22 protein-coding genes are annotated in these 26970 nt (G+C 62.8%); 7 read left to right on the top strand and 15 right to left on the bottom strand.

The genetic code is table 11. The features are described from left to right. Positions 1-78 precede the first annotated feature (78 nt). Positions 79-543 carry an Lrp/AsnC ligand binding domain-containing protein gene (locus IVB05_RS01960; protein ID WP_247782769.1) on the bottom strand — a complete coding sequence of 155 codons (465 nt, stop codon included), beginning with the start codon at positions 541-543 and terminating at the stop codon, positions 79-81. A 159-nt stretch (positions 544-702) separates the two neighbouring features. Here IVB05_RS01960 and IVB05_RS01965 point away from each other — a divergent pair, with 159 nt between their 5' ends. Then, a complete protein-coding gene (locus IVB05_RS01965) occupies positions 703-1716 on the top strand; it encodes a 1-aminocyclopropane-1-carboxylate deaminase (RefSeq protein ID WP_247782770.1) in 1014 nt (337 codons plus the stop codon). A gap of 229 nt (positions 1717-1945) precedes the next feature. Here IVB05_RS01965 and recQ read toward each other — a convergent pair whose 3' ends face one another. Next, on the bottom strand, positions 1946-3802 hold the full coding sequence (gene recQ / locus IVB05_RS01970; protein WP_247782771.1) for a DNA helicase RecQ: 1857 nt from the start codon (positions 3800-3802) through the stop codon (positions 1946-1948). Positions 3803-4041: 239 nt separating this feature from the next. On the opposite strand from recQ, the gene IVB05_RS01975 reads away from it, so the two are divergent. Genes IVB05_RS01975 through IVB05_RS01985 form a run of 3 tightly spaced genes read left to right on the top strand, consistent with a single transcriptional unit; the run spans position 4042 to position 8158 of the window. After that, the gene (locus IVB05_RS01975) at positions 4042-5433 is read left to right on the top strand and encodes a cytochrome c (RefSeq protein WP_247782772.1); all 1392 of its coding nucleotides are present in this window, start codon (positions 4042-4044) and stop codon (positions 5431-5433) included. After that, positions 5430-5927: a (2Fe-2S)-binding protein gene (locus IVB05_RS01980; RefSeq protein WP_247782773.1), complete on the top strand. Its 498-nt coding sequence runs from the start codon at positions 5430-5432 to the stop codon at positions 5925-5927. Before IVB05_RS01975 ends, IVB05_RS01980 begins: the two co-directional genes overlap by 4 nt. Further along, on the top strand, positions 5924-8158 hold the full coding sequence (locus IVB05_RS01985) for a molybdopterin cofactor-binding domain-containing protein (RefSeq protein ID WP_247782774.1): 2235 nt from the start codon (positions 5924-5926) through the stop codon (positions 8156-8158). Before IVB05_RS01980 ends, IVB05_RS01985 begins: the two co-directional genes overlap by 4 nt. 6 nt (positions 8159-8164) lie before the next feature. Here the strand turns inward: IVB05_RS01985 and IVB05_RS01990 are convergent, their stop codons facing one another. The 9 genes from IVB05_RS01990 to IVB05_RS02030 form a co-directional block, all read right to left on the bottom strand. After that, positions 8165-9541: a VWA domain-containing protein gene (locus IVB05_RS01990; protein WP_247782775.1), complete on the bottom strand. Its 1377-nt coding sequence runs from the start codon at positions 9539-9541 to the stop codon at positions 8165-8167. A gap of 7 nt (positions 9542-9548) precedes the next feature. After that, positions 9549-10496 carry a MoxR family ATPase gene (locus IVB05_RS01995; protein WP_247782776.1) on the bottom strand — a complete coding sequence of 316 codons (948 nt, stop codon included), beginning with the start codon at positions 10494-10496 and terminating at the stop codon, positions 9549-9551. Positions 10497-10605: 109 nt separating this feature from the next. Beyond that, complete coding sequence (locus IVB05_RS02000; protein ID WP_247782777.1) at positions 10606-11241, bottom strand: HAD-IA family hydrolase; 636 nt, start codon at positions 11239-11241, stop codon at positions 10606-10608. A 154-nt stretch (positions 11242-11395) separates the two neighbouring features. Further along, on the bottom strand, positions 11396-12001 hold the full coding sequence (locus IVB05_RS02005) for an isoprenylcysteine carboxylmethyltransferase family protein (RefSeq protein WP_247782778.1): 606 nt from the start codon (positions 11999-12001) through the stop codon (positions 11396-11398). Positions 12002-12116: 115 nt separating this feature from the next. Further along, complete coding sequence (locus tag IVB05_RS02010; RefSeq protein ID WP_247782779.1) at positions 12117-12476, bottom strand: hypothetical protein; 360 nt, start codon at positions 12474-12476, stop codon at positions 12117-12119. Between the two features lie 33 nt (positions 12477-12509). Further along, positions 12510-12677, bottom strand: coding sequence for a hypothetical protein (locus tag IVB05_RS02015; protein WP_247782780.1), 168 nt, complete (start codon positions 12675-12677; stop codon positions 12510-12512). Between the two features lie 53 nt (positions 12678-12730). Further along, positions 12731-12922: a hypothetical protein gene (locus IVB05_RS02020; protein WP_108522866.1), complete on the bottom strand. Its 192-nt coding sequence runs from the start codon at positions 12920-12922 to the stop codon at positions 12731-12733. A 165-nt stretch (positions 12923-13087) separates the two neighbouring features. Beyond that, positions 13088-15490 (bottom strand): S8 family serine peptidase, encoded by a 2403-nt coding sequence (locus IVB05_RS02025; RefSeq protein ID WP_247782781.1) that lies wholly within the window; start codon positions 15488-15490, stop codon positions 13088-13090. A 647-nt stretch (positions 15491-16137) separates the two neighbouring features. Then, entirely contained in the window at positions 16138-16812 is a 675-nt protein-coding gene (locus IVB05_RS02030; protein WP_247782782.1) for a response regulator transcription factor, read from the bottom strand. A gap of 350 nt (positions 16813-17162) precedes the next feature. Between IVB05_RS02030 and IVB05_RS02035 the strand changes: the two genes are divergently transcribed. Then, entirely contained in the window at positions 17163-17924 is a 762-nt protein-coding gene (locus IVB05_RS02035; protein ID WP_247782783.1) for a trypsin-like serine protease, read from the top strand. 112 nt (positions 17925-18036) lie between these two features. On the opposite strand, the gene IVB05_RS02040 is transcribed toward IVB05_RS02035, so the two are convergent. The 3 genes from IVB05_RS02040 to IVB05_RS02050 all read right to left on the bottom strand — a co-directional run bounded on the left by IVB05_RS02040 (position 18037) and on the right by IVB05_RS02050 (position 23470). Further along, positions 18037-20259 carry an acetate--CoA ligase family protein gene (locus IVB05_RS02040; protein ID WP_247782784.1) on the bottom strand — a complete coding sequence of 741 codons (2223 nt, stop codon included), beginning with the start codon at positions 20257-20259 and terminating at the stop codon, positions 18037-18039. Between the two features lie 171 nt (positions 20260-20430). After that, entirely contained in the window at positions 20431-21009 is a 579-nt protein-coding gene (locus IVB05_RS02045) for a class GN sortase (RefSeq protein WP_247782785.1), read from the bottom strand. A gap of 190 nt (positions 21010-21199) precedes the next feature. Continuing rightward, positions 21200-23470 carry a marine proteobacterial sortase target protein gene (locus IVB05_RS02050; RefSeq protein WP_247782786.1) on the bottom strand — a complete coding sequence of 757 codons (2271 nt, stop codon included), beginning with the start codon at positions 23468-23470 and terminating at the stop codon, positions 21200-21202. 188 nt (positions 23471-23658) lie between these two features. Between IVB05_RS02050 and IVB05_RS02055 the strand changes: the two genes are divergently transcribed. Both IVB05_RS02055 and IVB05_RS02060 read left to right on the top strand, forming a co-directional pair. Beyond that, on the top strand, positions 23659-24426 hold the full coding sequence (locus tag IVB05_RS02055) for a helix-turn-helix transcriptional regulator (protein WP_247782787.1): 768 nt from the start codon (positions 23659-23661) through the stop codon (positions 24424-24426). 178 nt (positions 24427-24604) lie between these two features. After that, complete coding sequence (locus IVB05_RS02060) at positions 24605-24814, top strand: cold-shock protein (RefSeq protein WP_057841312.1); 210 nt, start codon at positions 24605-24607, stop codon at positions 24812-24814. Positions 24815-24930: 116 nt separating this feature from the next. On the opposite strand, the gene IVB05_RS02065 is transcribed toward IVB05_RS02060, so the two are convergent. Next, complete coding sequence (locus tag IVB05_RS02065) at positions 24931-26484, bottom strand: long-chain fatty acid--CoA ligase (protein WP_247782788.1); 1554 nt, start codon at positions 26482-26484, stop codon at positions 24931-24933. Positions 26485-26970 lie beyond the last annotated feature (486 nt).

Raw genomic sequence — 26970 nt, forward strand, 5'->3', positions numbered from 1 at the left:
CTGTGTGACCAGAGTCTCGCAAGGTTCCGGAAGCGCACCAGGGTAAGATAGCCTCTGTTTTGCGGTGCCAACCGGCAATCAGAAATCGAGCGGCGCGTTGTCGACCACTTCCTTCATGACGAAGAAGGTCCGGGTCTGGCGGACGCCCGGCAGCGCGATCAATTGTTCGCCATGAATGCGGTTGAAATCCTCCATGTCGCCGACGCGGATCTTGAGGAAGTAGTCGAAATCTCCGGCCACCAGATGGCAATCCAGCACGAATTTCAGTTGCGCGATCGCCCGTTCGAAGGCGGCAAAGCTTTCCGGCGTGGAGCGGTCGAGCACGACGCCGACCATGACGAGGGCTCCCTTCCCGACCTTGCGCGGCGCCACCATCGCCCTGACCTGGGCGATGACCCCCTCGTCGAACAGGCGTTGGGTGCGCCGGTGACAGGTTGCGGCGCTGACGCCGGCCGTTTCAGCCAGCTCGGCATTGGTCAGCCGGCCGCTATTCTGCAGCAAACGCAATATCTTAAGGTCGATGCGGTCGAGTCTGCCGGCCATGAAAGAATCTCTCGGATAAGTACGGGATATTGGATGAAAACCTAATGTTATCCAAGAAAAGCGCAAGCTACGCATATATTAGTGGCCCACTTTGGGAGCACTTTTCCTGCGTCCGGTGATAGGGCGTCTCCGGACATCAGGCCATCAACGGGGACGTCAATGCTGGAAAAATTCGAACGCTATCCACTTACCTTCGGACCCACCCATGTCGAGAAGCTGGAGCGGCTCTCGCAGCATCTCGGCGGCCAGGTCGAACTTTACGCCAAGCGCGAGGACTGCAATTCGGGTCTGGCCTTCGGCGGCAACAAGCTGCGCAAGCTCGAATACATCATCCCCGATGCGATCGCTTCCAATGCCGACACGCTGGTCTCGATCGGCGGCGTGCAGTCCAACCACACCCGCATGGTCGCAGCCGTTGCGGCCAAGATCGGCATGAAGTGCCGCCTGGTGCAGGAAAGCTGGGTGCCGCACGAGGACGCCGTCTACGACCGCGTCGGCAACATTCTGCTCAGCCGCGTCATGGGCGCGGACGTGCAGCTGGTGGACGAAGGTTTCGACATCGGCATTCGCCAAAGCTGGGAAGAGGCGATCGCGGACGTGAAGGCGAAGGGCGGCAAGCCCTATGCGATCCCGGCCGGCGCCTCCGTGCACAAATATGGCGGGCTCGGCTATGTCGGTTTCGCCGAGGAGGTCAGGGCACAGGAGAAGGAGCTCGGCTTCGCTTTCGACTACATCGTGGTCTGCACGGTCACCGGCTCGACCCACGCCGGCATGCTGGTGGGATTTGCCAAAGATGGCCGCGCGCGCAAGGTGATCGGCATCGACGCTTCCTTCACCCCGGCCCAGACCAAGGCCCAGGTGCTCGACATCGCCCGCGGCACCGCCGCCCTCGTTGAATTGGGCCAGGGGATCGTCGAGGACGACGTCGTCCTGATCGAGGACTATGCCTATCCGGCCTATGGCGTTCCTTCGCAGGAAACCAAGGAAGCCATCCGGCTCTGCGCGCGCCTCGAAGGCATGATCACCGATCCCGTCTACGAGGGGAAATCCATGCAGGGCATGATCGACCTTGTGAACAAGGGCTACTTCCCGAAAGGATCGAAGGTGCTCTACGCCCATCTTGGCGGTGCGCCCGCCATCAACGGATACGCCTACACATTCCGCAACGGATGACTGCGGCGACTTACGCGTGTTGATTCTGGTTCGAGTTGGAGACGGATGCTCCTAACCTCGCCCCGCTTGCGGGGAGAGGTCGGATCGCATCGCAGATGCGATCCGGGTGAGGGGATACAGGTCTTCCAATTGGCACCGACTTCGCGGAAGCACCCCTCACCCCGACCCTCTCCCCGCAAGAGCGGGGCGAGGGAGAGGTCGGCACCTCCGCGTCGTCCTATCTAACAGCCTACGCGTCGGCCGCCCGCACCAGTGCGAGCAGCTCGTCGCCGTAATGCTCGAGCTTCTTGTCGCCGATGCCGGCGATGTTGCGAAGCTCGTTGAGCGTCGAAGGTCGTGCGGCGGCGATGCCGTCGATCGTGGAATCATGCAGCACGACATAGGCCGGCACGCCTCGCTGGCGCGCGATATCGGCGCGCCAGGCCCGCAGCGCCGCCTGCAGGCCGGCGTCGGCGGGCTTGGTCTCGGCGCGCGGCGCCAGATCGCCGCGCCTTGATTTGGCGCGGCTGGCGCGGATGCGCGTGCCGGGCGCCGCCTCGCGCAGCATCACTTCGGTTTCGCCTTTCAGGACGCCGCGTGCGCTCTCCGTCAGCTTCAACGCGCCAAAGGCTTCGCTGTCGGCCTTGAGATGGCCCATGGCGACCAATTGGCGGATCACGGCGCGCCATTGCTTCTCATTGAGATCGTTGCCGATGCCGAACACGGATAGCTTGTCGTGGCCGAATTGCGTGACGCGCTCGGTCATGCGGCCGACCAGCACGTCGATCAGGTGCATGGCGCCAAAACGTTGCCCGGTGCGGTAGGCACAGGACAAAAGTTTTTGGGCGGCTACCTTGCCGTCGCGAAGCTGCGGCGGCGACAGGCAGTTGTCGCAATTGCCGCAACTGCCTGCGTGCACGGCTTCGCCGAAATAGCCGAGCAGCCGGCCGCGCCGGCAGCCCGCGGTTTCCGCCAGCGCCACCAGCGCATCAAGCTTGCCGATCGACACGCGCTTGAACGCGTCGGCTCCGGTGGACTCGTCGATCATGCGGCGCTGCTGCACGATGTCGGACAGGCCATAGGCCATCCATGCGCTGGAGGGTTTGCCGTCGCGCCCGGCGCGTCCGGTTTCCTGGTAATAGGCCTCGATGCTTTTCGGCAGGTCGAGATGCGCGACAAACCGTACGTCCGGCTTGTCGATGCCCATCCCGAACGCGATGGTGGCGACGATGACGACGCTGTCCTCGTTGATGAAGCGATCCTGGTTGCGGGCACGCAAGCCTGCATCAAGTCCGGCGTGGTAGGGCAGGGCCGGGATGCCGGCGCTGGTCAGGGCTGCCGCGGTATCCTCGACCTTGGCGCGCGACAGGCAATAGACGATGCCGGCGTCGCCCGCGTGGCGTTCGCTGATGAAGGCCTTGAGCTGAGACGGGGCGTTCTGCTTTTCGACGATCTCATAACGAATATTCGGGCGGTCGAAACTCGCGACAAAGCTCGGCGCACCGGCTAGCCCGAGCCGGGCGATGATTTCCTTGCGCGTCATCTCGTCGGCGGTCGCGGTCAGTGCGATGCGCGGCACGTCCGGAAAGCGTTCGGCGATCACCGACAGCCCGATATATTCGGGGCGAAAGTCATGCCCCCATTGCGACACGCAATGCGCCTCGTCGATCGCGAACAGCGCGATATTGGCTTGGCCGAGCAAGGCAAGGCAACGTGGCGTCAGAAGCCGCTCGGGCGCGACGTAGAGCAGGTCGAGGTCGCCGGCGAGCAGCCGCCGCTCGACTTCCGAGGCTTCGTCAAACGATAGCGTCGAGTTCAACACCGCCGCGTTGACGCCGGCCTCCAGCAGTCCCGCGACCTGGTCGCGCATCAGCGCGATCAGCGGCGACACCACGATGCCGCAACCTTCGCGCAACAAGGACGGCAGTTGATAGCACAGCGATTTGCCGCCGCCGGTCGGCATCAGCACCAGGCAGTTGCCGCCGTCCGTGACGTGCCGGACGATTTCCTCCTGCGCGCCGCGGAAGGCGGGCAGGCCGAATACCGAGTTCAGCACCGACAGCGCATCAGGAACACTGTCGCGGTGAAGGGCGGCGGGAGCAGCCATGGGGATTATGTCGTCCGATCGGGGTTCGCGCGCAGGCGCTCTTGAGGCAGGAAGTCGAGATTACCATCGATCATGGCACGTCCAATCCAGATTCGACACTCCCACCGGTGCGCGGCCGTGCGGGCTCCCTGCAGGGCAGACTTGCGGTAATTGATGCTTCCACGGGTGAACAGCGGCGGGTGAACTGTGTTAAAATACAACCCAACAGCTATAAACGCAAAGGGAGCGCAAGGGACCGCATGACGGGACCGTCCCGAATTGTCGTCAGCATCGTTGCCGTCGTGCTGCTTGGCGGCGCGGCGGCTGCCTTTGCAATCGTGTGGCGCCCGGCGATTGCGGCGGTCGAGCCGCCCGGGCCGCAGGCCTTCGATGCCGCTCTCGTCAAACGAGGTCGCGACCTGGCGGCGATCGGCAATTGCGACAGTTGTCATACCGTGCGCGGGGCTAAGAACTTTGCCGGCGGCCTGCCGGTGCCGACCCCGTTCGGTACGATCTTCTCCTCGAACATCACGCCGGATGCGGAGACGGGAATCGGGCGATGGTCGGAAGCCGCGTTTCAGCGCGCGATGCGCTCTGGCGTCAATCGTGAAGGGCAGCACCTTTATCCGACATTCCCGTACGACCACTTCACCAATGTCAGCGACGAGGATGACCGGGCACTCTATGCGTTCCTGATGACGCGGCAGCCCGTCCGCGCGCCGGCGCGCGAAAACCAGCTTTCCTTCCCGTTCAACCAGCGGTTTGCCATTGCCGGATGGAAATTGCTTTTCCTTCGTCACGGCACCTATCAGCCTGATCCCAAGCAAAGCGCCGAGTGGAACCGCGGCGCCTATCTGGTCGAGGGGTTGGCGCATTGCGGTGCCTGCCACACGCCACGCAATGCGCTGGGTGCTGAACGCAGCAGCGCGCAATTTGCCGGCGGCGATGTCGACAACTGGCACGCCTATGCGCTCAACGATCGGTCCCACGCGCCGGTGCCCTGGGATGCTGATGCCCTGTTCGCTTATTTGCGTGACGGCTGGCACCCAGACCACGGCACGGCGCGCGGGCCGATGGCGGAGGTGGTCAGTAATCTGTCCTCGGTTCCGTCAAGCGACGTCCGCGCGATCGCGGTCTACATGGCCGGCGTATCGGGAACGCCGACGCCGGATCGCAAACGTCAGGGCGAGGCCGCGCTGGAACAAGCCAAGTCGTCTGCCAAGCCATCTTCAGTCAAGTCACCTTCGGTCCCCGCTTCCCAAACCAACACGGCCGGTGCGTCGATCTATGCCGCTGCCTGCGCGTCATGCCATGCGAGCGGACGGCCGCTGCCTTATGGCGGGGTCAATCTGGCGCTCAGTACCGCGATCGCCAGCCCCGATCCGCGCAATCTCGCCAATATCGTGCTGTCCGGCGTCCAGGCCATCGAAGGCGAACGCAGCCCGATCATGCCCGGATTTGCCGCCAGCATGACCGATGCGCAGGTTTCGGCCTTGTTGAACTATCTGCGCGCGGGGTTCAGCAACCAACCGCCATGGTCTGGCGTTGAAAAGACGGTTCAAGATGCACGCCGCGCGCAGACTGCATTTCTCCAGACATCGCCCGCGCCGCGCAGCGCGCCCACCGATTCTCAGCAGCGAGAAAAGCCATGATGACATTGAAGGTCAACGGTCGGGAGCATCAGGTGGATGCCGATCCGGATACGCCGCTGCTCTATGTGTTGCGCGAAGACATCAAGCTCAACGCCGCCAAATTCGGCTGCGGACTGGGCCAATGCGGCGCATGCACGGTGATCGTCGACGGCAAGGCCGTGCTCTCCTGCGTGACGCCGATGATTTTGCTGGAAGGCAAGCAGGTAACGACGCTCGAGGGCCTCGGCACGGCGTCGGAGCCCGCGCCGATCCAACGCGCCTTTATGGAAGAGCAGGCAGCGCAATGCGGTTACTGCATCGCCGGAATCATGATGCGGGCGCAGGCCCTTCTGCAGAGAAATTCCAGGCCGACCAATGAACAGATCAGCTCCGAGCTTGAGCCTCATCTATGTCGTTGCGGCACCCACATGCGCATCCTGCGCGCGGTGCGTCGCGCGGCGAGGCTGATGGACAGCGCGGATGCGTCGTCGACGGCCGACGGGAGAGCCCGATGAACGCCCCCGCGATGATCGATCGCCGTCGCGTGCTGGCAGGCGGCGGCGCGCTGATTGTCAGCTTCTCGTTGTCAGGCGCTTTGGCGCAGCAGCAAGGCGCGTCCACAGCAGCTCCCGCATCGAGCCCGCCCGGCAGCTTGAAAAATTCGCCCTATCTCGACGCGTGGATCCGCATCGACGCCAATGGCAGTATTGAGGTGTTCACGGGCAAGGCCGAACTTGGTCAGGGCTTCAAGACGGCGTTTCAGCAGATCGCGGCTGAGGAGCTCGACGTGGCCTTTGAATCTCTCAAGGTGACGACGGCGGACACGCGCCTGACTGCGAACGAGGGCTATACGGCGGGCAGTAACTCCATGAAGGACAGCGGCACCGCGATCCAGAATGCGGCGGCGCAGGCGCGCGAACTGCTGCTTGCAGAAGCAGCAGGGCGGCTTGGACTGCCGGTCGAGAATCTGCGGACAGCAGACGGTGCGGTGATCGCACCTGACGGTAAACGTCTGTCGTATGGTGAACTCGTCCGGGACGATATGCTGCATGTCCAGGCGCAGCCGAAGTCGAAACTGAAGGACCCGGCGACATTCAAGGTCATTGGCCGGCCTGTGCCGCGCGTCGATATCCCCGCCAAGGTCACCGGCGGTGCGGCCTATGTTCAGGACATGCGACTGCCCGGGATGGTGCACGCCCGCATCGTGCGGCCGCCGAGCTATGGCGCGCAACTGACGGAATGCGATACCGCCGCTGTGGAGAAGCTGCCCGGCGTCGTCAAGGTGGTGCGTGACGGCAATTTCCTTGCGGTGGTTGCGGAAAAGGAATTCCAGTCGATCAAGGCGATGAATGCGCTTGCCACTGCCGCGAAGTGGCAGGAGACCGCACGCCTGCCAAAGCAGGACAACCTGCTAGCGGTGTTGACCAGCCTGCCTGCGCAGACCTCGACGATTTTCGAGCGAAGCAATTCGCAGGCCACGGGTGAGAAAACTATCGAAGCGACCTATACACGGCCTTATCAGGCGCACGGATCGATCGGTCCGTCTTGTGCCGTGGCGCAATTGATCGATGGCGCGATGACGGTATGGACGCATACGCAAGGCGTCTATCCCGATCGTCAGGGCATCGCGGAAATGTTGCGCATGCCTCCGGATAGCGTTCGCCTGATCCATGTCGAAGGCTCCGGCTGCTATGGCCATAATGGCGCCGACGATGCCGCGGCCGACGCCGCGCTGATCGCCCGCGCATTGCCCGGCCGCCCCGTTCGCGTGCAATGGATGCGAGAACAGGAACATGCCTGGGAGCCATTCGGCCCGGCGATGGTGACGAAACTCAAGGCCTCGCTCGATGGCAACGGCAAGATCGCCGACTGGCATTTCGATGTCTGGAGCAATACGCACTCGATGCGGCCGGGCGGCGCCGGATCGATGCTGGCGGCGCAGCACATGGCGCAAACCTTTGCCGTGCCTGCTCCCAGGCCGATCCCGCTGCCGGAAGGCGGCGGTGACCGCAACGCAATCCCGATTTACACGTTTCCCAACGCGCAGGTGGTGCACCACTTCATCCCGGCGATGCCGCTCCGGATTTCGGCGATGCGGGCGCTGGGGGCCTATCACAACGTGTTTTCGATCGAAAGCTTCATGGACGAACTCGCAGGCCTCGCCGATGCCGACCCCGTCGAATTCCGTTTGAAACATCTTGAGGATCAGCGTGGCCGTGCCGTGATCGAAAAGGCGGCGCTGGGTTTCGGATGGAAGCGCGGCCAGAAAGCGCCGCGGGATCGCGGCTTCGGCTTTGCCTTTGCGCGTTACAAGAATCTGGCGGCCTATTGCGCCATTGCTTCCGAGGTTGAGGTTAATCGGGAGACCGGCCGTCCACGTCTGGTCCGCGCGGTGGCGGCGGTCGACAGCGGGCAGGTGGTCAATCCGGACGGGTTGATCAACCAGATCGAAGGCGCAATCGTGCAGTCGATGAGCTGGACATTGTACGAAAGCGTTTCCTTCGACGATACCAGGATAACCAGCATCGACTGGCAGACCTATCCGATCCTGCGTTTCGACGCCGTGCCTGACAGCATCGAGGTTCATATCATCGACCGGCCGGGGCAGCCGTTCCTCGGCAGTGGTGAAACCGGGCAGGGGCCGGCGGCGGCATCGATTGCAAACGCCATTGCCAATGCCACGGGAAAACGGCTGCGGAATTTGCCGCTGACGCGCAAGCGCATCAAGGAGGCGATCGATGCGTGAAGGAGCTTACTGATAGCTCGCCACGATATCCGACACCGCGCGTTCGAGCTGCTTGGCGGTGGCGCATTGGCGAACCACGGTGCAGAAGGTCGAATAGCGCGGCATTTCGGAATCGCCCCAGCCCCAGGCCATGCGGCCCTCCGGATTGAGCCAGACCACCCGCTTCGATCGCTCGGCGATGCGGCGAAGGATGTCGGCACGGGGATCGAGATTGTTGCTGCGGGCGTCGCCAAGCACGATCACGGTGGTTTGCGGCGTGATCGCGCTCATCCAGCCGTGCTCGAAATCGGAAAAGGAGTTGCCGTAGTCGGACGAGCCGAAGCCTGCCTTGGACATGATCTCGGCCATCGCCTCTTCCGGCGATTTCGATTCCAGGATGTCGCTGACCTCGATCAGGTGTCCGGAGAACGCAAACGAGCGGACGTCGTCCACGACCTCGTGCAGGCTGTGGATCAGCAGCAGGAAGAAATCCGAAACCCGCGCCACCGAACCGGAGACGTCGCAGATTGCGACGATCTTCGGCTTGTCGCGGTGCCGGCGCTTCCAGGCGGTGAGGAACGGCACGCCGCCCCAGGCGGCGTTGCGGCGGATAGTGCGGCGCACGTCGAGATGGCCGCGACGTTGGCGCTTGCGCGGCTTGGAGTAGCGCTCGCGCAGGCGCCGGGCGATCTGGCGGATCAGGTGCCGCATCTGCTCGACCTGCCGCGGCTCGATCCGCGACAGCGGCGCGTTGCGCAAAATCTCATTGCGGAGGTTTTCCGCTTCCTCGCGCCCGTACAGCATCAGCGCCTGCGAGACGGTGTCGCGGACCGTTCCGCGCAGCCCGTCCAGCGCATTGGTCAGCCGCTCCGCCAGGGCAGGGTTGGTCGCGGCGAGATTGTCGAGATCGTCGCGCAGGCGCTCGATGCCCATCCGGTCGAGGATGCGGCCTGAGAAGATACCGCGTTGCGTGAAATAGCGGATGTCGGACAGCGAGGCCGCGCTCGCGGCATTGGCAATGGCTGCCGAAATCTGGTTGCGATCCTGCGCCAGCAGCATCTGGGCGAGCTGGCCAAGCCCCTCGGCCTGCTCGCCGCCGCCGCTGGCGTCATCAGACGAATCGGATGAGGGACTGGACCCCGATTGGTCCTCTTCGTTGGCCTTGCTGTCTTCAGGTGGAGATTGCGGCTCCGGCTGATCGAAGAACAGATCAAAACAGTCGCCAAGCGCCTTCTTCTCATCCTGCGTCTTGGCCAGCGTCAAGAGGAAGGTATCGCGCAGGACCGTCCGGTCGGCAAAGCCGACCTTGGAGACGGCCCGCATCGCGTCGATGCTTTCGGCCGGCGAGAGCCTGACGCCTGCGCCCCGCGCCGCACGAAAGAAGCGATGCAGGTTCTCTCTCATCCCTTGTCTATCCGAAGACGTTCTGACGCGAGGCCTTGGCGATGAAGGTGGAGACCTGAGGCATGGTGGCCTCGATGTCCGCTTCGTACTTCAGGAGAACGTTCAGCGTATCCTTGACCACTTCATGGCCAAGCTCCGGCGCCTGCAGCAGCACCAGCACACGCGCCCAGTCTATGGTTTCGCTGACCGACGGCAGCTTCTTGAGATCGAGCGTGCGAACCTCGTGGATGAAGCTCACCATCTGCTTGCGCAGCGTCTGCGAAATGCCGGGCACCCGGCTCTCGACGATCCGCTCTTCCAGTCTCTGCTCGGGGAAGCCGATATGCAGATGCAGGCAGCGCCGCTTCAGCGCATCGCCGAGATCACGCTCGCTGTTCGAGGTCAGGATCACGGTCGGTGGCGCAACCGCGACAACGGTGCCGAGTTCCGGAATCGTGACCTGGAAGTCGGAGAGGATTTCCAGCAATAGCGACTCGAACTCCGCATCCGATTTGTCGATTTCGTCGATCAGCAGCACGCAGCCCGCCGGCTGCTCCAGTGCCTGCAGCAGCGGCCGCGGCTCGACGAATTCCTTGGAGAAGAACACGTCGCCGAAATCATGAAGCTGATTCAGTGCGGCCTCGAGTGTCGGCGCGCCGCCGAGCACTTCGCCGAGCTTGTCCTTCAGGATCTGGGTGTAGAGAAGCTGCTTGGCGTATTTCCACTCGTACAGCGCCTTGGCCTCGTCGAGCCCCTCATAGCATTGCAGGCGGATCATCTTCAGGCCGCGCCATGCGGCGATCGCTTTCGCAAGTTCCGTTTTGCCGACGCCGGCGGGGCCTTCGACCAGGATGGGTTTTTCGATCTGCTGCGCCAGATAGACCGCGGTCGCGATCTGGCGGCTCGCAATATAGCCTTGCGCCGCAAGACCGCTTTCCACTGCCTCGATCGAGGCCGACGGCCGGTTTTCAGCCACGGGTTTCAACTCCGAATTTCGATAGATTTCAGAGTGTTCTGCCTGCGTTCCCGGCAAAGGACAAGCGCCGTTTGCTCATGGGAGACCGCAGTTTTCCGCCATTTTCCGCCTAGCGCAATGCCAGCCCGGTCGCGGCTTCCAGCTCGGTGATGGCCTGCGCCGCGTTGACCACCTTGATCGTGGTCATGCCCATCTCGCGCGCCGGCTTCAGGTTGACGCCGAGGTCGTCGAGATAGATGCAGTTTTTGGGATCGACGTTCAACGTCTCGACCATCATCCGGTAGATGCGCGGGTCGGGTTTCCGCAGGCCGATTTTCGCCGACTCGATGACATGATCGAACAGCGCCATCACTTCGGCGACATAGAGCTTGCGGCCGCTGTGGCTGCCGATGGCGTTGGCGGGCAGGTTGTTGGTGATGCAGCCGGTCTTGAACTTTGCCTTCACGCGCTTGAGCGCCTCGACCATTTCGGGCCGCAGATCGCCCGACAACAGCGGCAGCACGTCCTTGCCGCGCACCGCCGCGCCCAGTGCCAGCGATTCGGCTGCGAACAATTCGTCGAAGGCCTCGATGTCGACCTCGGCGCGCTCGAACTTGGCCCACGCGTTTTCCAGATGGTTGGCGGCGTTGGTGCGGCGGATGATGTCGGCGGGCAGCCCGCGCTCGGTCTCATACCGCGTAAACGCCTCGAACGGCGAGGTGGTCAGCACGCCGCCGAAATCCCAGATCACTGCCTCGATCATCATGCCCTGCCAATGCGAAGTGGACGGCTTCGCCTCGTGACCTGGACACATCGCCGGTAACAGGGAGAACGCACGTTCCCATTATTGGCATTCTCAGGACTGCTGCAAGCCACCGGGGAGCCCCTCGACGCCGTCATCTACGGGAGATCGGGCCGGCCTACCAGACCATGGGCAGAAGGCGGTAACGGACACGGGCAGCATATTCGAGATAGCCGTCAAGCTCGGCCTTGAGCATTCGCTCCTCCATGACGGCACGAAAGGCAAGCAGGGCTGCCATGACCGGCACGATGGCAAGGCCATACCAGGACCCCAGTAACAATGGCGTGCCGAGACAGGAAAGAAGCCCGCTCGCGTAGATCGGATGCCGGACATACTCGTAGGGGCCGGTCGTGATCGCCGTGTGGCCCCGTTCGCGCTGGATCTTCACAACGGGTGCGGCGTAGCTGTTCTCCCGATAGGTGAGGTGAACGAGGAAAAACGACGCGGCGAGAATTATTGCACCGAGGCATTGCAGCCAGCCAGGGACCGCCGACCATTGAAACCGTGCGGCATCGAGCGCCATCAGGGGAAGCCAGCCGAGCCAAAGCAGCGGAATGATCGTCGTGAGTATCCTGTCCCAGCCGACCTGCCCGCGCGTCGAACGCCGTTCGGCCAGAAGATCGGGATCGCGCCTTGCCAGCCACGATTCGGTGACGAAGCCGCCAATGCTGATCTCGAAAAGGAAGACCCATGCACCCAACCATTGCACCGTGCCAGCCGTCATGAAAAGAAGCGCCCCGATGCCCGCGAATGAGCACATCGCGCGCGTCAGGGGGCTGAGGTGGGGAGGATGCCGGCCGTTGCTCATATGTCATCCCGTAGCTTGCGGTCCACGCGTCTCAACGGCGCCAGTTGCGGGCTTGTCCCGAATAGACCCGGCTGGAACTTGTTCGCGCCACTGGATCGAGCAATGCCTTCATCGCCGTATTGAGCCGTTCTTCCGACGCCGGCCCGCCATCATACCGAAGCCGGGTTGGAGCGCCGGGACCCTGCGGAGGGATCGTGTAGGTCGACGACGTCTGGGCGGTATAAGTCGCAATCTCCGGACGCGATGCGTCCACGGGTTGCAGCTTGACCGGACGATCGGCGGCTGGCGGAGGCTCGGCGGCTGGCGGTCGACCGGCTGCTTGCGGGCGATGGGCGGCTGGCGGCGGACCGCCAGCTTTGCCGCCACCAGGTTTCCGGGGAGGTGTTGCCATTGGATGAAGCTCCTTGACTGGGATGATGACGTGTCAGCGTTCCGCTTCGGTGCGGCTCGCGATGATTGGATTTCTCTTCTTGATCGCGTCGATCAGCGATTCATGCGTAACGACCGATGAAACTACGATCTTGCCCGCCGGCTGGACGATCTTGTTGCCGTTGTGCTGCGGAGAGTTTTCGGCAGTCGACTCTTGCGCCATGTTGACCTCCCGATGCAGGGTGGGGCCCGACCGAGTCGGGCCCCGGGTGTCGATCAGATGCCAAACGCGCCCAGAACGCCGGGCAGTGCCTTGACTGCTCCGCCGAGGATGTCCTCCCAGCCTTGCGGGTTGACCGATCCGCTGGTGGCCACTTCAGCAATTCGCTTCGGACCGCGCTCGATGCCCTCACACTGGATCGGGCTGCGCACGGTTCTGAAGGTCTCCAGATCATTCCTCGCGTACATATTCAGCTCCTTGTTCTAGGGTTGAGTTGACGGTTGCTGCCGGAAGTCAGCGCCAACCAGAACAACCATCGACGGACGTCGCCCAGAGATTTGCTGTTCCCTGGACCACGTGGCGCAGTTGCGCGCCACGTTCTGCTCTCCTCCGAACCGGGAGGAACAATCGCCTCAATAGATCTGCCATTGCCGCAGCGGTCCGACTGCCACCGGCACGACGTCGCTCACGTCGATTGTGTATTGATAGACTTCACGGGCCTGGGTCAGAACCTGCGTCGGGTTGAAGAACCGGTACGTGACGTCCCAGCAGTCGGAATCGGGACGGCAGATGACGCTCCGGTCGATTTCGACCGTATCCAGCCGCATCTCTTTGCTTGCGACGTCCGAGAAGATCTTCTTGGTATTGTACGCGTTCATCGCCGAGTAATTGAGCGCGCGATCTTGCGGGGAAATGCCGACGTTTCGGAATTCGTTGTAGATGCGTTCCAGGAATCCCTCGGCGCCGGCAGGCCACTCGTCCGGTTCCGGGCCAAACAACGAGTACAGATCCCATTGGTAGAATCCGCGCCAGTCGGTGACGAGCGTGGGAACGATGGTGCCGTTGAGCAGCCTTGTTGTGTTCGTGCTGTCAACCCATCCAGCCATCGAAACGCGAGCAACACCGCCGCGAGGCGGGAACGCGTCGCGTGGAGCAGGGGGAGCCGCCGCGGCGTCCGTTGCGCCCATTCGGTAGTGGGCCGGATCCTCATGCGACACTTCCTGATGCCATAGCGCCAGGATCAGTGCTGCAAAGAATCCCAAACCAAAGACGTCGAGCGGCTTGATGACATAGATCGGTATCGAATCGATGGTCAGCGTCCAGTTTATGGCGTCTGCATCCGGAAAATTGCTGCCCTGGCCGGCTGGCGTGCTCATTTCTCCTTCGGCCTGGTTCAAGAGGTAGCGAGCCATGATTGCCGGATTGTAGGGAGCTGCGGTGTCTCCCGACCGGTCTCGATCCGGTCCGAAGATCGGATCGCCTCGTCCAGTGAGACCGTCACGCCAATTGGCGATCGCCTGAACGAAGTAGTCGAGGCGTGCTTCCTTGCCGAAATCGTAAAAAATTCTTCCGATCGGGAAAGCCATCTGTCCCCGATCGGTCCCCGGAGCTTCCGACGGGCGCACGCCGCAGCTGCAACCGGTCTCGCTTGTCCGGGCGGATGGCGTGGGCTCATAGCGCGCGGGTGCGGACGGCAGCATCGCGGGTACCGGAACCGAGCTCGGCATCATTGCGGGTACCTGGGCCGGCGCCCAGCTGTGCGAGGCGGCTCCGCCCGACATCGCCATGGGTACCCAGACAACGTCGTTACTTGCCGACGGCGCGTAGAACTGCGGGGCGGTAGCCGGCGCGGGTGGTGCGCCGGCGCCGTATTCCGCGGATGGCGGCATAGCCGCTACCGGCGGGCTGGACTGGACTTCGCTGGGCATGAGCCCGGCGCTGCTCCTGACCACCGAGCCGTCGGGGCCAAGAATGCGCGGTGCGGAAGACGTGGAGGCGACTGCTATTTCTCCCATGGAACCCTCTCTGGTTGCGGTTGATCGAGCGGCGGATTGTGGTTGGACGGAGGAGCGTGCGATTTCCGAGACCTCAATGAGGCGACGGGTCTTTCCGGCGGCGACGCTCGACGGCGATGCGCCGGTAATCTGGTCGTGTCTCTCGCCAAGCAATGCTGCGACGGCGCCGGAAATATCGAGTCGCCCGGCGAGACAGCGAGGGCTGCCGGCGCTTCCCGCATTGCAAGGTGCCGCGCTGGCCAGAAGTGCGGCACGGACCGCTTGCGGATCGGCATCGCGTCCGGCTTTGCGGAGACAGGAAAGCAGGAGAGCGACAATCCCGGTCACGATCGGCGCCGCAAAGCTGGTCCCGGATCGCTCCGCGACCTGCCGGATCGGCGATGCGCCGAGAACATTCTCACCCGGAGCCAAAATGCCGTTGACGAGATATGGGTCACCGAAATTGCTGAACGGCAACGGATTGCCCGCCTGGTCGCAAGCGCCGACGGCGAGCACGGACGCCAAACTGCCGGGTACCTGCACGCACCGGCAGCCGTCATTGCCGGCTGCAGCCACGATGAGTTTTCCGGCGCTCGAGCAGGCCCGAACCGCATCGCTGAGGATGCGATCGGCCTGTCCGGTCGGAGTATGCTGGCCACTGCTGATGTTGATGACGTCTGCACCCTCGGCCAAGGCCTGGTTGATTGCCATCGCGAGTGTGGCCTGGGATGACGGCTCCAGTCCGCCCTCGGCATTTTCCCGGTAGATGGAAAAGACCGTCGTCGTGCAGTTCGGGGCGATGCCGCATACGCCGCTGGTAGGTGCGCCCGCAATCACACTCGTGACGTGTGTCCCATGTTCGGACATGACGACGGAGGAGGGGGCAACGAATTGCTCACCGGCGGTGACGCGCGCCTGACTCAGCGCGGGGTGGTTGAGATCGACGGGCCCGTCGATGACCGCAATCCTGATTTCCGGATCACCGCCCGAGGCCTGTTGCCACAGTGCGGACAGGCCAGAGATATCCGTTACAGGATTCATGGTCGCATCCCAGCGGCGCCGGCGCAGCTTCGCTGCGGCTGGTCGGCCTTCCGACGAAAATTCGTGTGACTGGCGTGAGCTCAACCGATCTCTGAGTCCGACGACGCGGCCTTTCAAGAAAGCGCCGAGAGGCCAAGTTCGTATCGGAGCTGCGCGAGCAATCTCAGCAATCGAAAAACTGCAAACCGCTCACGCCGCAAACGGACCCAAAGTAATCGACAGGTTCACGCGTTACGGTGTTTATCCCGGAAGATGACACCTGATTCCATTCTTCCCGTCGGGCCAAAAAGGATCGAGGACGGCGATCGTGAGCCGCTAAACCCGAAGGTCCATCGGTTGGCGTCACGGTGTAGATCGAAGGGTGTAGCAAGGAATCGATCTCGGCGATCGGGTGTTGCCGCGTTTCGTCTGCGGTGTGGACGGTCGCGACCTGCGAGCCGACACGAAAAATCCTAATGACATCAAAGATTGATTGTGCTGCACGGTGCGAGTGGTGACATGTGCCGACGACCGTCGGGGGCAAGCGCGGCTCTCACAGTGGTATCGATCATTCGATTGCGAAAGTCCGGCAACCGCCTGATGCCGAGACGGTAGCGGGATGACCCTGTTCGTCCAGTTCTCGTGTATGAGGTCGATTATGGAACCGGCTAGTCGAAATCCTGATGCCGGACCAACGACGGCGCAGAAGATGCAATCCACGGCGTCTCGCGCACGCGACGCATCGCCTGGGCGCGGCGCGGCAGCTTGAGCTTCTGAAGAATGTGGTGGACGTGGTGCTTTACCGTCGCGAGGCTCAAGCGCAGATGGCGCGCAATCTCCTTGTTCGACAGGCCTTGTCCGATCAATTGGAGCACCTCTCCCTCGCGCCGGGTTAGCGCTTCGTCGAGTTCCTTCGGATGGGCGCGACGTTCGATGCCAAACAACGCGCGCAGCAGCCCACCGGATATCTCGGCGCTGCATGCCAGTCGCCCGGAGGAAGCGTCGGAAAGGGCCTGGCAGAGCCCCTCGATGGAAGCATTTCTGTCCACATAGCCGCTGAATCCCGCCCGGCCGCAGCGGACCACATCTCCCCGTTCTTCGCGGAGACCGAGCGCGACCAGGGCGATGTCGGTACGCTCGGAAGCAATCGCGCGAACCTCATCAAGATCAATGCTCTGCGTAACGTCGATCAAGACAATATCCACCTCCATGGTCTGGAGGCATTGCCGCAGGCGGATTAGATCGCTGACGGTCGCTTGTAAGGAAATGTCCGCGCAGTGCGAGAAGCAGGAGGCAAGACCCTCGCCGAACAGCCTAATAGGCGTGACGACTACGAGCTTCATGACACGCTTGCACCAAGAACATGGCGCCCAGAAAACCAATCCGGCCCACGACGCCAGTAACTAAAATAATCTTAGATATACTTAAGGTTGAGTTTTGATACAACGAAATTGTGGCGCGCCTAAAATCCGCATCAGTGCGAGTCGCGTCGCACGTGTTCGAAGATTGGCCGTCTGCCGCGCTGATGGAGGTGAGACATATTGTCGATGTGCTGCGATTGTGCAATCGAAGTTGCAGAAATCCAAACTTGCGGAGGGGGTTTACGTTGCGAGAGCAATTCCAGGACGTTCGATGGAATGATCGCGGAAGATTCCGACCTCTCAAATTTGTGATCCGGGCTGTTGCTGCGCCGATGAAAATTCTGCTCCAAATGATCGCCAGCCTTGCCCTGCTGCTATCCGTTCCCGCGCACGCCATCGTGGGTGGCGGCGCGCCGTCGACCGAAGGTGTCGGCCGCTCGGTCGTCACCATCGTCGGTTCGCGCGGCAATTTCTGCACCGGAGCCGTGATTGCGCCGAAACTGGTGCTGACCGCGGCGCATTGCGTGCAGCCCGGCGCGGATTACAAGATCGTCGAATATGGCTCGGACAGGCAGCCGTCGCTGCAGGACGTCAAAACCATCGCCATTCATCCCGGTTTCAACATGCAGGCCATGCAGGGGCATCGCGCGACGGCCGATGTGGCGCTGCTGCAATTGGCAGCGCCCGCCAGGGGAAAGACAGCGGCTGCGCTCGGGATGCCCAACATTCCCACCGTCGTCGGAAGCCGATTTACCATCGCCGGTATCGGCGTAGCTGTGCGCGGCGACGGCAAGAGCGGAGGCGCTATCCGCGTCGCCGGTCTGGTCGCGACGGGCAAGCCCGGCACGTTGCAGATTCGGCTTGTCGATCCCGTCGGGCAGGGCACGCGTGACGGGCTTGGCGCCTGCACAGGAGATTCCGGCGCGCCTGTTTTCGAGGACAAGCAAGGCGGCCCCATGATCGTCGGTGTGGTGAGCTGGTCGACCGGACCGAACGGAAGTGCTGGCTGCGGCGGCATGACCGGTGTTACGCCGCTTACGCTTTATCGGGACTGGATTGTGCAGACCGCGCAGAAATGGGGCGCGGGATTGTAGCTTGCTCGGTGCCGTAGGGTGGGCAAAGGCGCGCTTGCGCCGTGCCCACCATCAAGCACTCTGCCCGTGATGGTGGGCACGCTACGCTTTGCCCACCCTACGGCTTCCGTGGCTAATGCCCCGCCGCCTTGTTCGCGGCATCGTTGTTGAGCACGATCAGGCCGTCAACGGCGACGCCGACCTTGCTGTTGATCAGGAATGGATTGACGTCGATCGACGCGATGCGGTTGCCGGCATCGGCCATCAGATTGGAGAGGCCGACCAGCGCCTTCACGGCGGAAGGCTCGTGCAGCGCCGGCTTGCCGCGATAGCCCTTCATCTTCACGCCGGCCTTGGTCTTGGCGATCAGCTGCTTCGCCTCGGCCTCGTCCAGCGGGGCGCCGGCCAGCGCGACGTCCTTCATCAGTTCGATATCGACGCCGCCGGTGCCGAACAGCACCACCGGCCCCATCTCGGCGTCGAGCGAGGCCCCGACCACGAGCTCGAGGTCGGCCTTGACCTGCTGCGCGATCAGAATGCCTTCGAGCTTCGGCTTGCTCCTGATCTTCTTCACCCGCGCCGTGATGTCGTTGAATGCCTTCTTCACCTCGGCTGCGCTGTTGAGGTTCAGCACCACGCCGCCGATATCGGACTTGTGCAGGATGTCGGCGCTGACCACTTTGGCCACGACGGGAAAGCCGATCTTCTTGGCAATTTTCACTGCCTCTGCGGCGGTCTGCGCGATTTCTTCCTTTGAAACGGGAATACCGTAGGCCTTGAGCAGCTTCTTCGAGGCGACCTCGTCCAGCGCGGCGGCGCCATTGGCGGCCTTGAGTGCCTTCTCGAGCACCGCGCGTGCCGAAGCCTTCGAACTCGAGACGATGTCTGGCACTTCCTTGCGCAGGGAAGAATACTCAATCAGCGACTTGATCGCGCCGACCGCGCGGTCGAGGCCCTGCATGACCGCGATGTTCGGCAGCGACTTGCGCAAGGCCTTGGTGAATTCGGTAAATCCGATCGACATCGCGCTGATGTAGACCACGGGCTTGGAGGCGGCGCCTGCCATTTCGTTGACGATACGCAAATTGCGTTCGCGCAATTCATGCGGCGCCTTCGGCAGTTCAGCGTCGATGATGACGATGTCGGTGTCGGGATCGTCGATCATGATCTTGATCGAGTTCATGTAGACCGAGGGGTCCACGACCGCGGCAAAACCGGCATCGAGGGGATTGCCGACGATGCTGCCGGGACCGAGCATCTTTGCCAGTTGCTCGGTCGCATTCGGGCTGAGCGGGGCGAAGTTCAGGCCGGCCGAATAGAACGCGTCAATCAGGAGGCCACGCTTGCCGCCCGATAGTGAAACCGCGGCGAGCCGGTTGCTCTTCGGCGGCTCGGCATGGACGAAACATTCGGTGGTCTCGATCAGCTCGTCGAGCCCGCGCACGCGGATCACGCCTTCGCGCGTCGAGATCGCGTCAAATGTTTCGATCGAGCCGGCAAGCGCGCCGGTATGCGCCATCGCGGCGGCGCGGCCGCCCTCGGAAGCGCCGAGCTTGAGCGCGATCACCGGCTTGCCGGCGGCGCGCGCAGCCTTGCATGCCTCGCGAAAAACCTTCGTGTTCCGGACACCTTCGAGATAGACCACGATGACGCGGATCGAGGGATCGGCCGCGAAATAGGCCATCAGGTCGGGCGTTTCGAGGCCGGTCTCATTGCCGGTCGTGACCATGTAACCGACGCCGACGCCGCGATCTTCCAGCGTCTGGCGGATCGCCATCACGATCGCGCCGGATTGCCCGGCAATCGCCACCGGGCCTGCTTCCATGGTGACGATGCGGTCGTCGATATTGGTGAACAGCTTTTCGCCCGCGCTTAAGTTGCCGAGGCAATTCGGGCCGGTGACGGCGAGGCCGGTTTCGCGCACCGCTTCCTTCAGTTCGAGCGCCAGCCGCTGGCTTTCCTCGTCCTGCAACTCGCTGAAGCCCGAAGTAACGATGGTAGCGGAGCGCGCGCCGGCCGCTGCGGCATCGCGGATCACCTGCACGGCAAAACGCGCCGGCACCAGCACCAGCACGTGGTCGGGCTTTTCGGGGAGGCTCGCAAAATCCTTGTAGCAGGGCACGCCCCAGATCGTCTCGCGCTTGGCGTTGACCGGAAACAACCCGCCTTCGTACTTGTACTTGATCAGATTGTTCCAGATGCGCTCGGCATAATTGCCGGGCTTGTCGGTGGCGCCGACCAGCACGATGTTGCGCGGGTGCAGCATCGCATGGATGCTCTTGACGATGTCGCTGGCGTCAGGCGAAGGCGACCATTTTTCGATCGTGTGCGATGCGGTGCTTGCCTGAGCGTCCATGGATATCCCTTGACTCTGTTGTTTTCTTTGGCCGTGGCGATCGAGGACGAACGCCGCGCCATGATCTTCTTATGATTGAGACCTTTTTATTGAGACTTGGCGAGTGTGGCAACACGCGCGGCGCGCGCAGCACCATTCGCGCCGCGCACGATATCCCGGCTCGCGGAGAATTCAGCGTGAACCCGGCGCGTCCCTGGTCATCGTGGCGTGCACAAGATAGCGCTCGGGCCCCTGCGTCAGCGCGTCGAACGGCCAGCAAGTCGACAGCACCAGTTCATGCCCGTCTGCGAGCGGATCGATGCCGGAGGCATCGAAGCGCACGACCGAGGTGGCATCCACCCGGTAATGGAATTGTTTGCCGTCGCTTCGCATCACGTTGATCTCGTCACCGACGATAACGTTCTTCAGGAAGGCGAAATGCGTATCGCGATGCGCGGAATAGACGGCGACGCCGCGTTCGCCGGCGTCGGGCGTGCTTTCGACATGACCCGGGCCGAAGGCGAGTGCCTGCCCGCTACTGCCTGCGAGCACGATCGCGCGGGCGTGGAGCCGCTTCACTTCGATGCGGGCGACCGGCCATGTGTCGGCCCATGACCAGGGTTTTGTCTCGCGCCCGGTGGCGATGGTTTTTTCAAAGGCTCGTTCCAGCAGCACCTGCGCAACCAGTGCCTTGGCGTGGATGTAGGCTCCTTGGCCGAGCAGGATCAGGCCGGCGAGGGCGAGAAGCAGGGGAAGGACGAAGCGCGGCATCTTTCTGTTTTCCGTCATTGCGAGCGAAGCGAAGCAATCCATCGTGCCGCGCGAAGATAGGGTGGATTGCTTCGCTTCGCTCGCAATGACGATCGCGAAGAAAAAGCGGCGCGCGCGGCCTTGGGGGACGGGTGGAGCCGCGCGCGCTCTGGAAAGAGGAGGTTGGGGAGGCCTCCTCTTTCAGTCGACGTCAACGTAGTGACATCTGACGTCGAGTGAACACCAACAGGATCAGGCTGACCGTGAGCAGGATCACACCCGCAATCATCTTCAGTTCGGCGTCGGTTGCCGTCCTCGGCAGCGTGACCGTGTTGGGCGCCTGGGTGACGACAGGCTGTGCCCGCTTCAGCGCAGCGACCTGAACCCGCGCGTCGGTCTCCGCGCGCCGTTCCGTCGGCGTTGCCGGAACGCGCGGGCGCTCGCCGAAGACCTTCTCAAAGTCCCAACCGGCCGGCAGGTTGATCGGCAGTTCCGAGACCTTGAGTGGCTCGCCTTCCGGACTGCTCGGAGTCTTGTCGACCGCAACCAGGCTGGTCAGCCGCGTGACGAGCTGATGCTCGAGCGCCAGCGCCAGAATGGTCTTGTCGGCATCTTCCGGGTTCGCCTGCCGCGTGGTGCGCGCAACCTCCGCATCCGCGATCTTGCGTCGCGCCCAGAGTTTGGACAGGCCCTTGCCTTCGGCCGCATTGGCCAGCGGAAGGGTGACGACCCAGGGGCGATCACCGATGCGGCCCTTGATCTCGACCGAGCCCGCAAGCTTGTCGAGTTTTGCAGCCAGAACCAGCGGCTCGTCGCGGTAGACGTCAGGGATTGCCGCCGGCGTGATATCGGCCGCGGCATCGGAGAACGTCGCGGTGAGATTGGTCACCGCTGGATTTTCCAGCTTGGAGAAGAGCCCGCGCATACGGTCCTCGACCTGCTCGACCGAACCGATATGGGTGAAGGTACCGCGGCCGAGTTCGGCGGCGCGCGTCATCAGGTAGGTATTCGGCGCCGAGCCGATGCCGACCATGAAGATGCGCGAGCGGCCGCGCAGTGCGTTGATGGTTTCGAACAATTGCTGCTCGTTGCCGATGGCGCCGTCGGTCAGGAAGACGATCTGCCGGACGTAGTTGGCATCGCCGGCATTGTCGGACAGGGCCGCGCGCATCGCCGGCACCATCTCGGTGCCGCCATTGGCCTGCAGCGCGTCGACAAACGAGGTGGCTCGGCCGATATGCTCCTGGTCGGCCGGCACGGCTGACGGGAACAGGACATCCATGGTGTGATCGAAGCGGATCACGTTGAAGCGGTCGTTCGGCTGCAGGCGGCCGAGAGCATAGATGAGGCTCGCCTTGGCCTGGATGATCGAGACACCGCCCATCGAGCCGGAATTGTCGATCACGAAGATCACCTCGCGCGGCAGCGGCTTTTGCCGGGCCTGCTCGACCGACGGCGGCGTCACGAAGGCCAGCAGGTAATCGGAATCACCGACGCGTTCGCGGAACAATCCTACCGAGGGCGCCTTCTCGGCCACCGGCTTCCAGGTCAGCTCGAAATCGCGATCCGCCGGCACCGGGCCTTCGGCAAGGCGCAGAATGCTCGTGTTCGCGTCGGGTTTTTCGGTCTTGATCGCATGATGATGGCTCTTGATCTCGCCAAGCGGGAAGCCGGCCTGCAGCCGCACGGTGATGCGGGTCGGATTGACCGGCGCGTTGGTCGCGGGGTCGAGCACTTCGGGCGAGATGCGGTCGCGATCCGGTACGGGATCGGATTTGGCCGAACCCCAGCCGCCGCTATCGGGCCGCAAGTCGACGCTCTGTACGACCGGCACGGGATTGTAGCGCGGCGCGACCACCATCGGCACCCGCAGCGAGAACTCGTTGCCGGATTGTGCGACAGGCTCCTGATACTCGATCTGCACCAGCACGGTTTCGCCGGGGCCGATATTGTCGACCGAGTTGGTGAAGATGTTCGGCCGCTCCTGTTCGGTCAGCGCCGCCTTCTGTCCATTTTGCCTGGCCTGTTCGTAGATGATCCTTGCCTGCTGCCGCTCCTTGATGTCGCCGACCACGACGCGATCGCCGATCACCATCTTCAGCGTATCGACCGCGCCGCCCGACGGCAGCGGATAGACATAGACGGCCTCGACCCAGTCCTTCGTCGGGTTGCGGAAGATCTGCGTGACGCGGGCGCGGACCGTGGGGCCCGATACGGTGAGATCGACATCGATGCCGAGCCGCGTCGCGTCGGCATAGCCTTCTTCGTTCTTCAGGAGCAACGAGCCGGAGAGTGCGTCGCCTGGCTTGAGAAAGGCCGCCGACAGACGTTCGGCCGACCAGGCCGGCTCAAAGCTCAAGAATAATGCCGCAAACCCGACCAGGATTACGGCAACGCCTTGCATCACAAAGAACAGCACCAGCCTTGTCAGGCCGGGCTGGTCGCTGCATTTATCGGCCTCAATTTCGTCGCATGTCGTCATGTCGCTCACTCCCGAACGGCGATTTCGCCGTGGTGTGAGGGTGCGGAAATCACTGATTTGGGGCGAGCGGAATGATCGGCCTTGTTCGGTCGCCCGCCACCGCGCCCCGCCACGGCCGGGACGGTTTTGTGCGGGTTTGTGATGGATTGTGCGTCTGCTAGACTGGCCCCGCGAAACCAGGGGTAACGATGCCAGCGCCGGACAAGCAGCTTTCCGCCGAGCAGAGCCGGCAGGTGGCAGATCAGATCCGCGAGGAAATAGCGCGCCGCCGTATTTCGCGGCAAGCGCTGGCCGAGCAGGCCAAGCTCAGCCTTTCGACATTGGAGAAGGTGCTCGGCGGCCGCCGCCCGTTCACGCTTGCCACGACCGTGCGGCTCGAGCAGGCGCTCGGTGTTTCCCTGCGCAAGACGCCCGACGCACCGGCGCCTGCCGCGTTCAATGGGAACGGCGACGTCGCGCCCGACGGGTTGGGCGCCTACTCGCGCCGTGCGGTCGCCTGGATCGAGGGAACCTATGTCACGGTGCGTCCGTCGTTCGGCGACAAGGACGCAATTTTCGCCTACCGCACCGAGATATCATGGGACAATGCGGCGTCTTCCCTCGTATTTCACGAGAGCGAACGGCAGGACGCGGCCTTCACCCAGTTCGGCGAAGTGGCGGTGCCCAATCAATCCGGCCACATCTATCTCGTCACCAACCGGCACGGCCAGCACCGCCTGATCACGGTGGCGCGGCTGGCGATTTCGGGCGAGATGTACGGCATCATCACGACGCTGCTCGCGGGCCGCGGCTCGCTGTTGACGCCGATCGCGGCGCCGATCGCCTATCTGCCGATCAAGATGGTCGCCAATCCGACCTTTGGCAGGGTGTCGGCCGATGACCCCAACTACGCGCAGTATCGCCAGCATTTGCGGCGGACGACGGATGAGCCATTTGCGATGTTCCTGCCGGGATAAGGCCCACCGGCCTTGCATTCCCGGCGAAACAGACTATATGGCTCTTATTCGAATTATCGCTCTGCCTTGTTGACCGCGCCGAACCGGCTCCACTCCCCAAGACATCGTTGAAATCGGATCAAGCCTGCGCGGAGGTCGTGCAGGCAAAAGCGCTTTCGCGCATCTTGGAGATAGTTACATGGCTACCGGAACAGTTAAGTGGTTCAACGCGACAAAGGGTTTTGGCTTCATTCAGCCGGATGATGGCAGCACCGACGTTTTCGTCCACATCAGCGCCGTCGAACGTGCGGGTCTGAGCTCGCTCAATGAAGGTCAGAAGATCTCGTTCGAAGCGAAGAAGGACCCGATGCGCGGCAAGACCAGCGCCGAGAATCTTCGCGTCGATTAAAGGTTGCCGATTTTGGATTTCCACGGATGTACTGGGATCCTCTAATTGGCTTCTGATACAAGAGCCCGCCGGTGATGAACCGGCGGGCTTTTCGTTTGTCGTATGCCGGCGCACGATCATGAAGCAATGGCCGCTTTGTCGGTCGGCTTCGGCGCGCTGAAATTCTTTCGCAATGTCGGCTTGTGAATCTTGCCCGTCGCATTCCGCGGAAGCGCATCGACGAATTCGATCAGCCGCGGACATTTGAACCGCGCCAGATTGGCCGCGCAATGCGCGTGAATTTCCGCTGGTGTCAGCGTATGGCCGGGCTTGATGGCCACGATCGCCATGCCGACTTCACCCCATTGCTCGTTCGGGATACCGATCACGGCAGCTTCGGCGATAGCCGTCAGTTGATGCAGCACGCTCTCGACTTCGGCTGGATAGACGTTCTCGCCGCCCGAGATGTACATGTCCTTCCAGCGGTCGACGATGTAGTAGAACCCTTCTTCGTCGACGCGCGTGGCATCGCCGGTGTGCAGCCAGCCGTCGGTGAATGACGACGCGTTGGCCTCCGGCCTGTTCCAGTAGCCCGGCGTGACGTTCGGCCCCTTGACCCAGAGTTCGCCGAGTTCGCCGACATCCGCGTCGGTTCCGTCGGGGCGGACGATCCGCACTTCCGTATGCAGCACCGGCTTGCCGGACGAGCCGGCCTTGCGCGCGGCGTCCTCGCGGTCGAGCGCCAGCACGGCCGGAGACGTCTCGGTCATGCCATAACCCTGCTGCAGGGCGACGCCGCGCTCTTCCCACACTTTCAGGAGCGGTACCGGCATCGGCGCGCCGCCGACGCCGCCGATCACGAGGCGGCTGAAATCTGATGTCGCGAACGAAGGATGCTGCGCCATGAACTGGTAGATCGCGGGCACGCCAAAGAATTGGGTAATGCCGTAGGATGGGTCGCTGATCAGTTGCAGCGCCAGGCCGGGATCGAACGCGCGCATGATCAACACAGTGCCGCCGGCATGCAGCACCGGATTGGTGTAGCAATTGAGCCCGCCGGTATGGAACAGCGGCAGCACGGTGAGTAACACCGTCGACGGCGAGACGTAGGCAGGGCCGCCGAGGTTGACGCAATTCCAGAACGTCATGCCATGGGTGATGATCGCGCCCTTGGGCAGGCCGGTCGTGCCCGAGGTGTACATGATGGTCGAGATGTCATCGTGGGTGACGTCTTCAAAGCGCTCGAGTGGCTTCGAGGCTGCGATTGCCGCCTCATAGGAGCCGGCCGGTCCGAGCAGCAGCGCCGAGGAAACGTTGCAGAGCTTCGCGACCGACAGCGCGACTTCGGCGAGATCAGTGTCGTGGATCATTACCTCCGGCGAGGAATCGCCGACGATGAACTGCAGTTCGGGAACCGTGAGCCGCGTGTTCAATGGCAGGAACACCGCGCCGATCCGGCCACAGGCGAACTGCACCTCCAGCGTATCTGATGTGTTCAGCGCCAGCACCGCGACGCGGTCGCCGCGCACGACCTTGAGCGTGTCGCGCAGATGCGTGGCAAGACGTGAGATGCGTGCGTCGAACTGCGCGTAGGAAAGCCGGCGGTTGCTGGCGAGGTCGATGGCCGCGATCTTGTCCGGCGTGCGACGGCCGAAATGCGCGATCCAGTCGTAATGGCGTACCGACGACATGCTTCCTCCACGTCCAGCGGTCTTGCGCCGCTTGTTTTGCTTGATGGCATTCTGTCTAGCAAATGAGCGGTCATATGGGGACGCTGTCTTGCGTGGAGTGGCTGGGGTAGGGATTGGTGGGGCCTCCACGGCATTAGTTGTCCTCTGGTGCCCGCCCACACACAGTTGTCATACCCGCGAAGGCGGGTATCCAGTACGCCGCGGCCCATCGATTAAAATCGCTTTCTCTGGAATACTGGATGCCCCGCCTTCGCGGGGCATGACAGCCGGGGAATGACACGACTTCACGATCTCGCGGCCTGATTTGCCCGAGGCTTGCTATCGAATTTCCTTACCCTCCAAACAGAGGGCGCAGGGAATGCCGGGTGCACGCTGCACCCGCGGTCTCGTGTGCAATAGGCGCAAAAAAATGCGCACACGAGCATACAGGTTCAGCGGAGGCATCCGACATTCCCTGCGCAATGGTTTTACGGCTTATATCGTGCT

This window comes from Bradyrhizobium sp. 170 (assembly GCF_023101085.1).
In the GTDB taxonomy this organism is placed as follows: domain Bacteria; phylum Pseudomonadota; class Alphaproteobacteria; order Rhizobiales; family Xanthobacteraceae; genus Bradyrhizobium.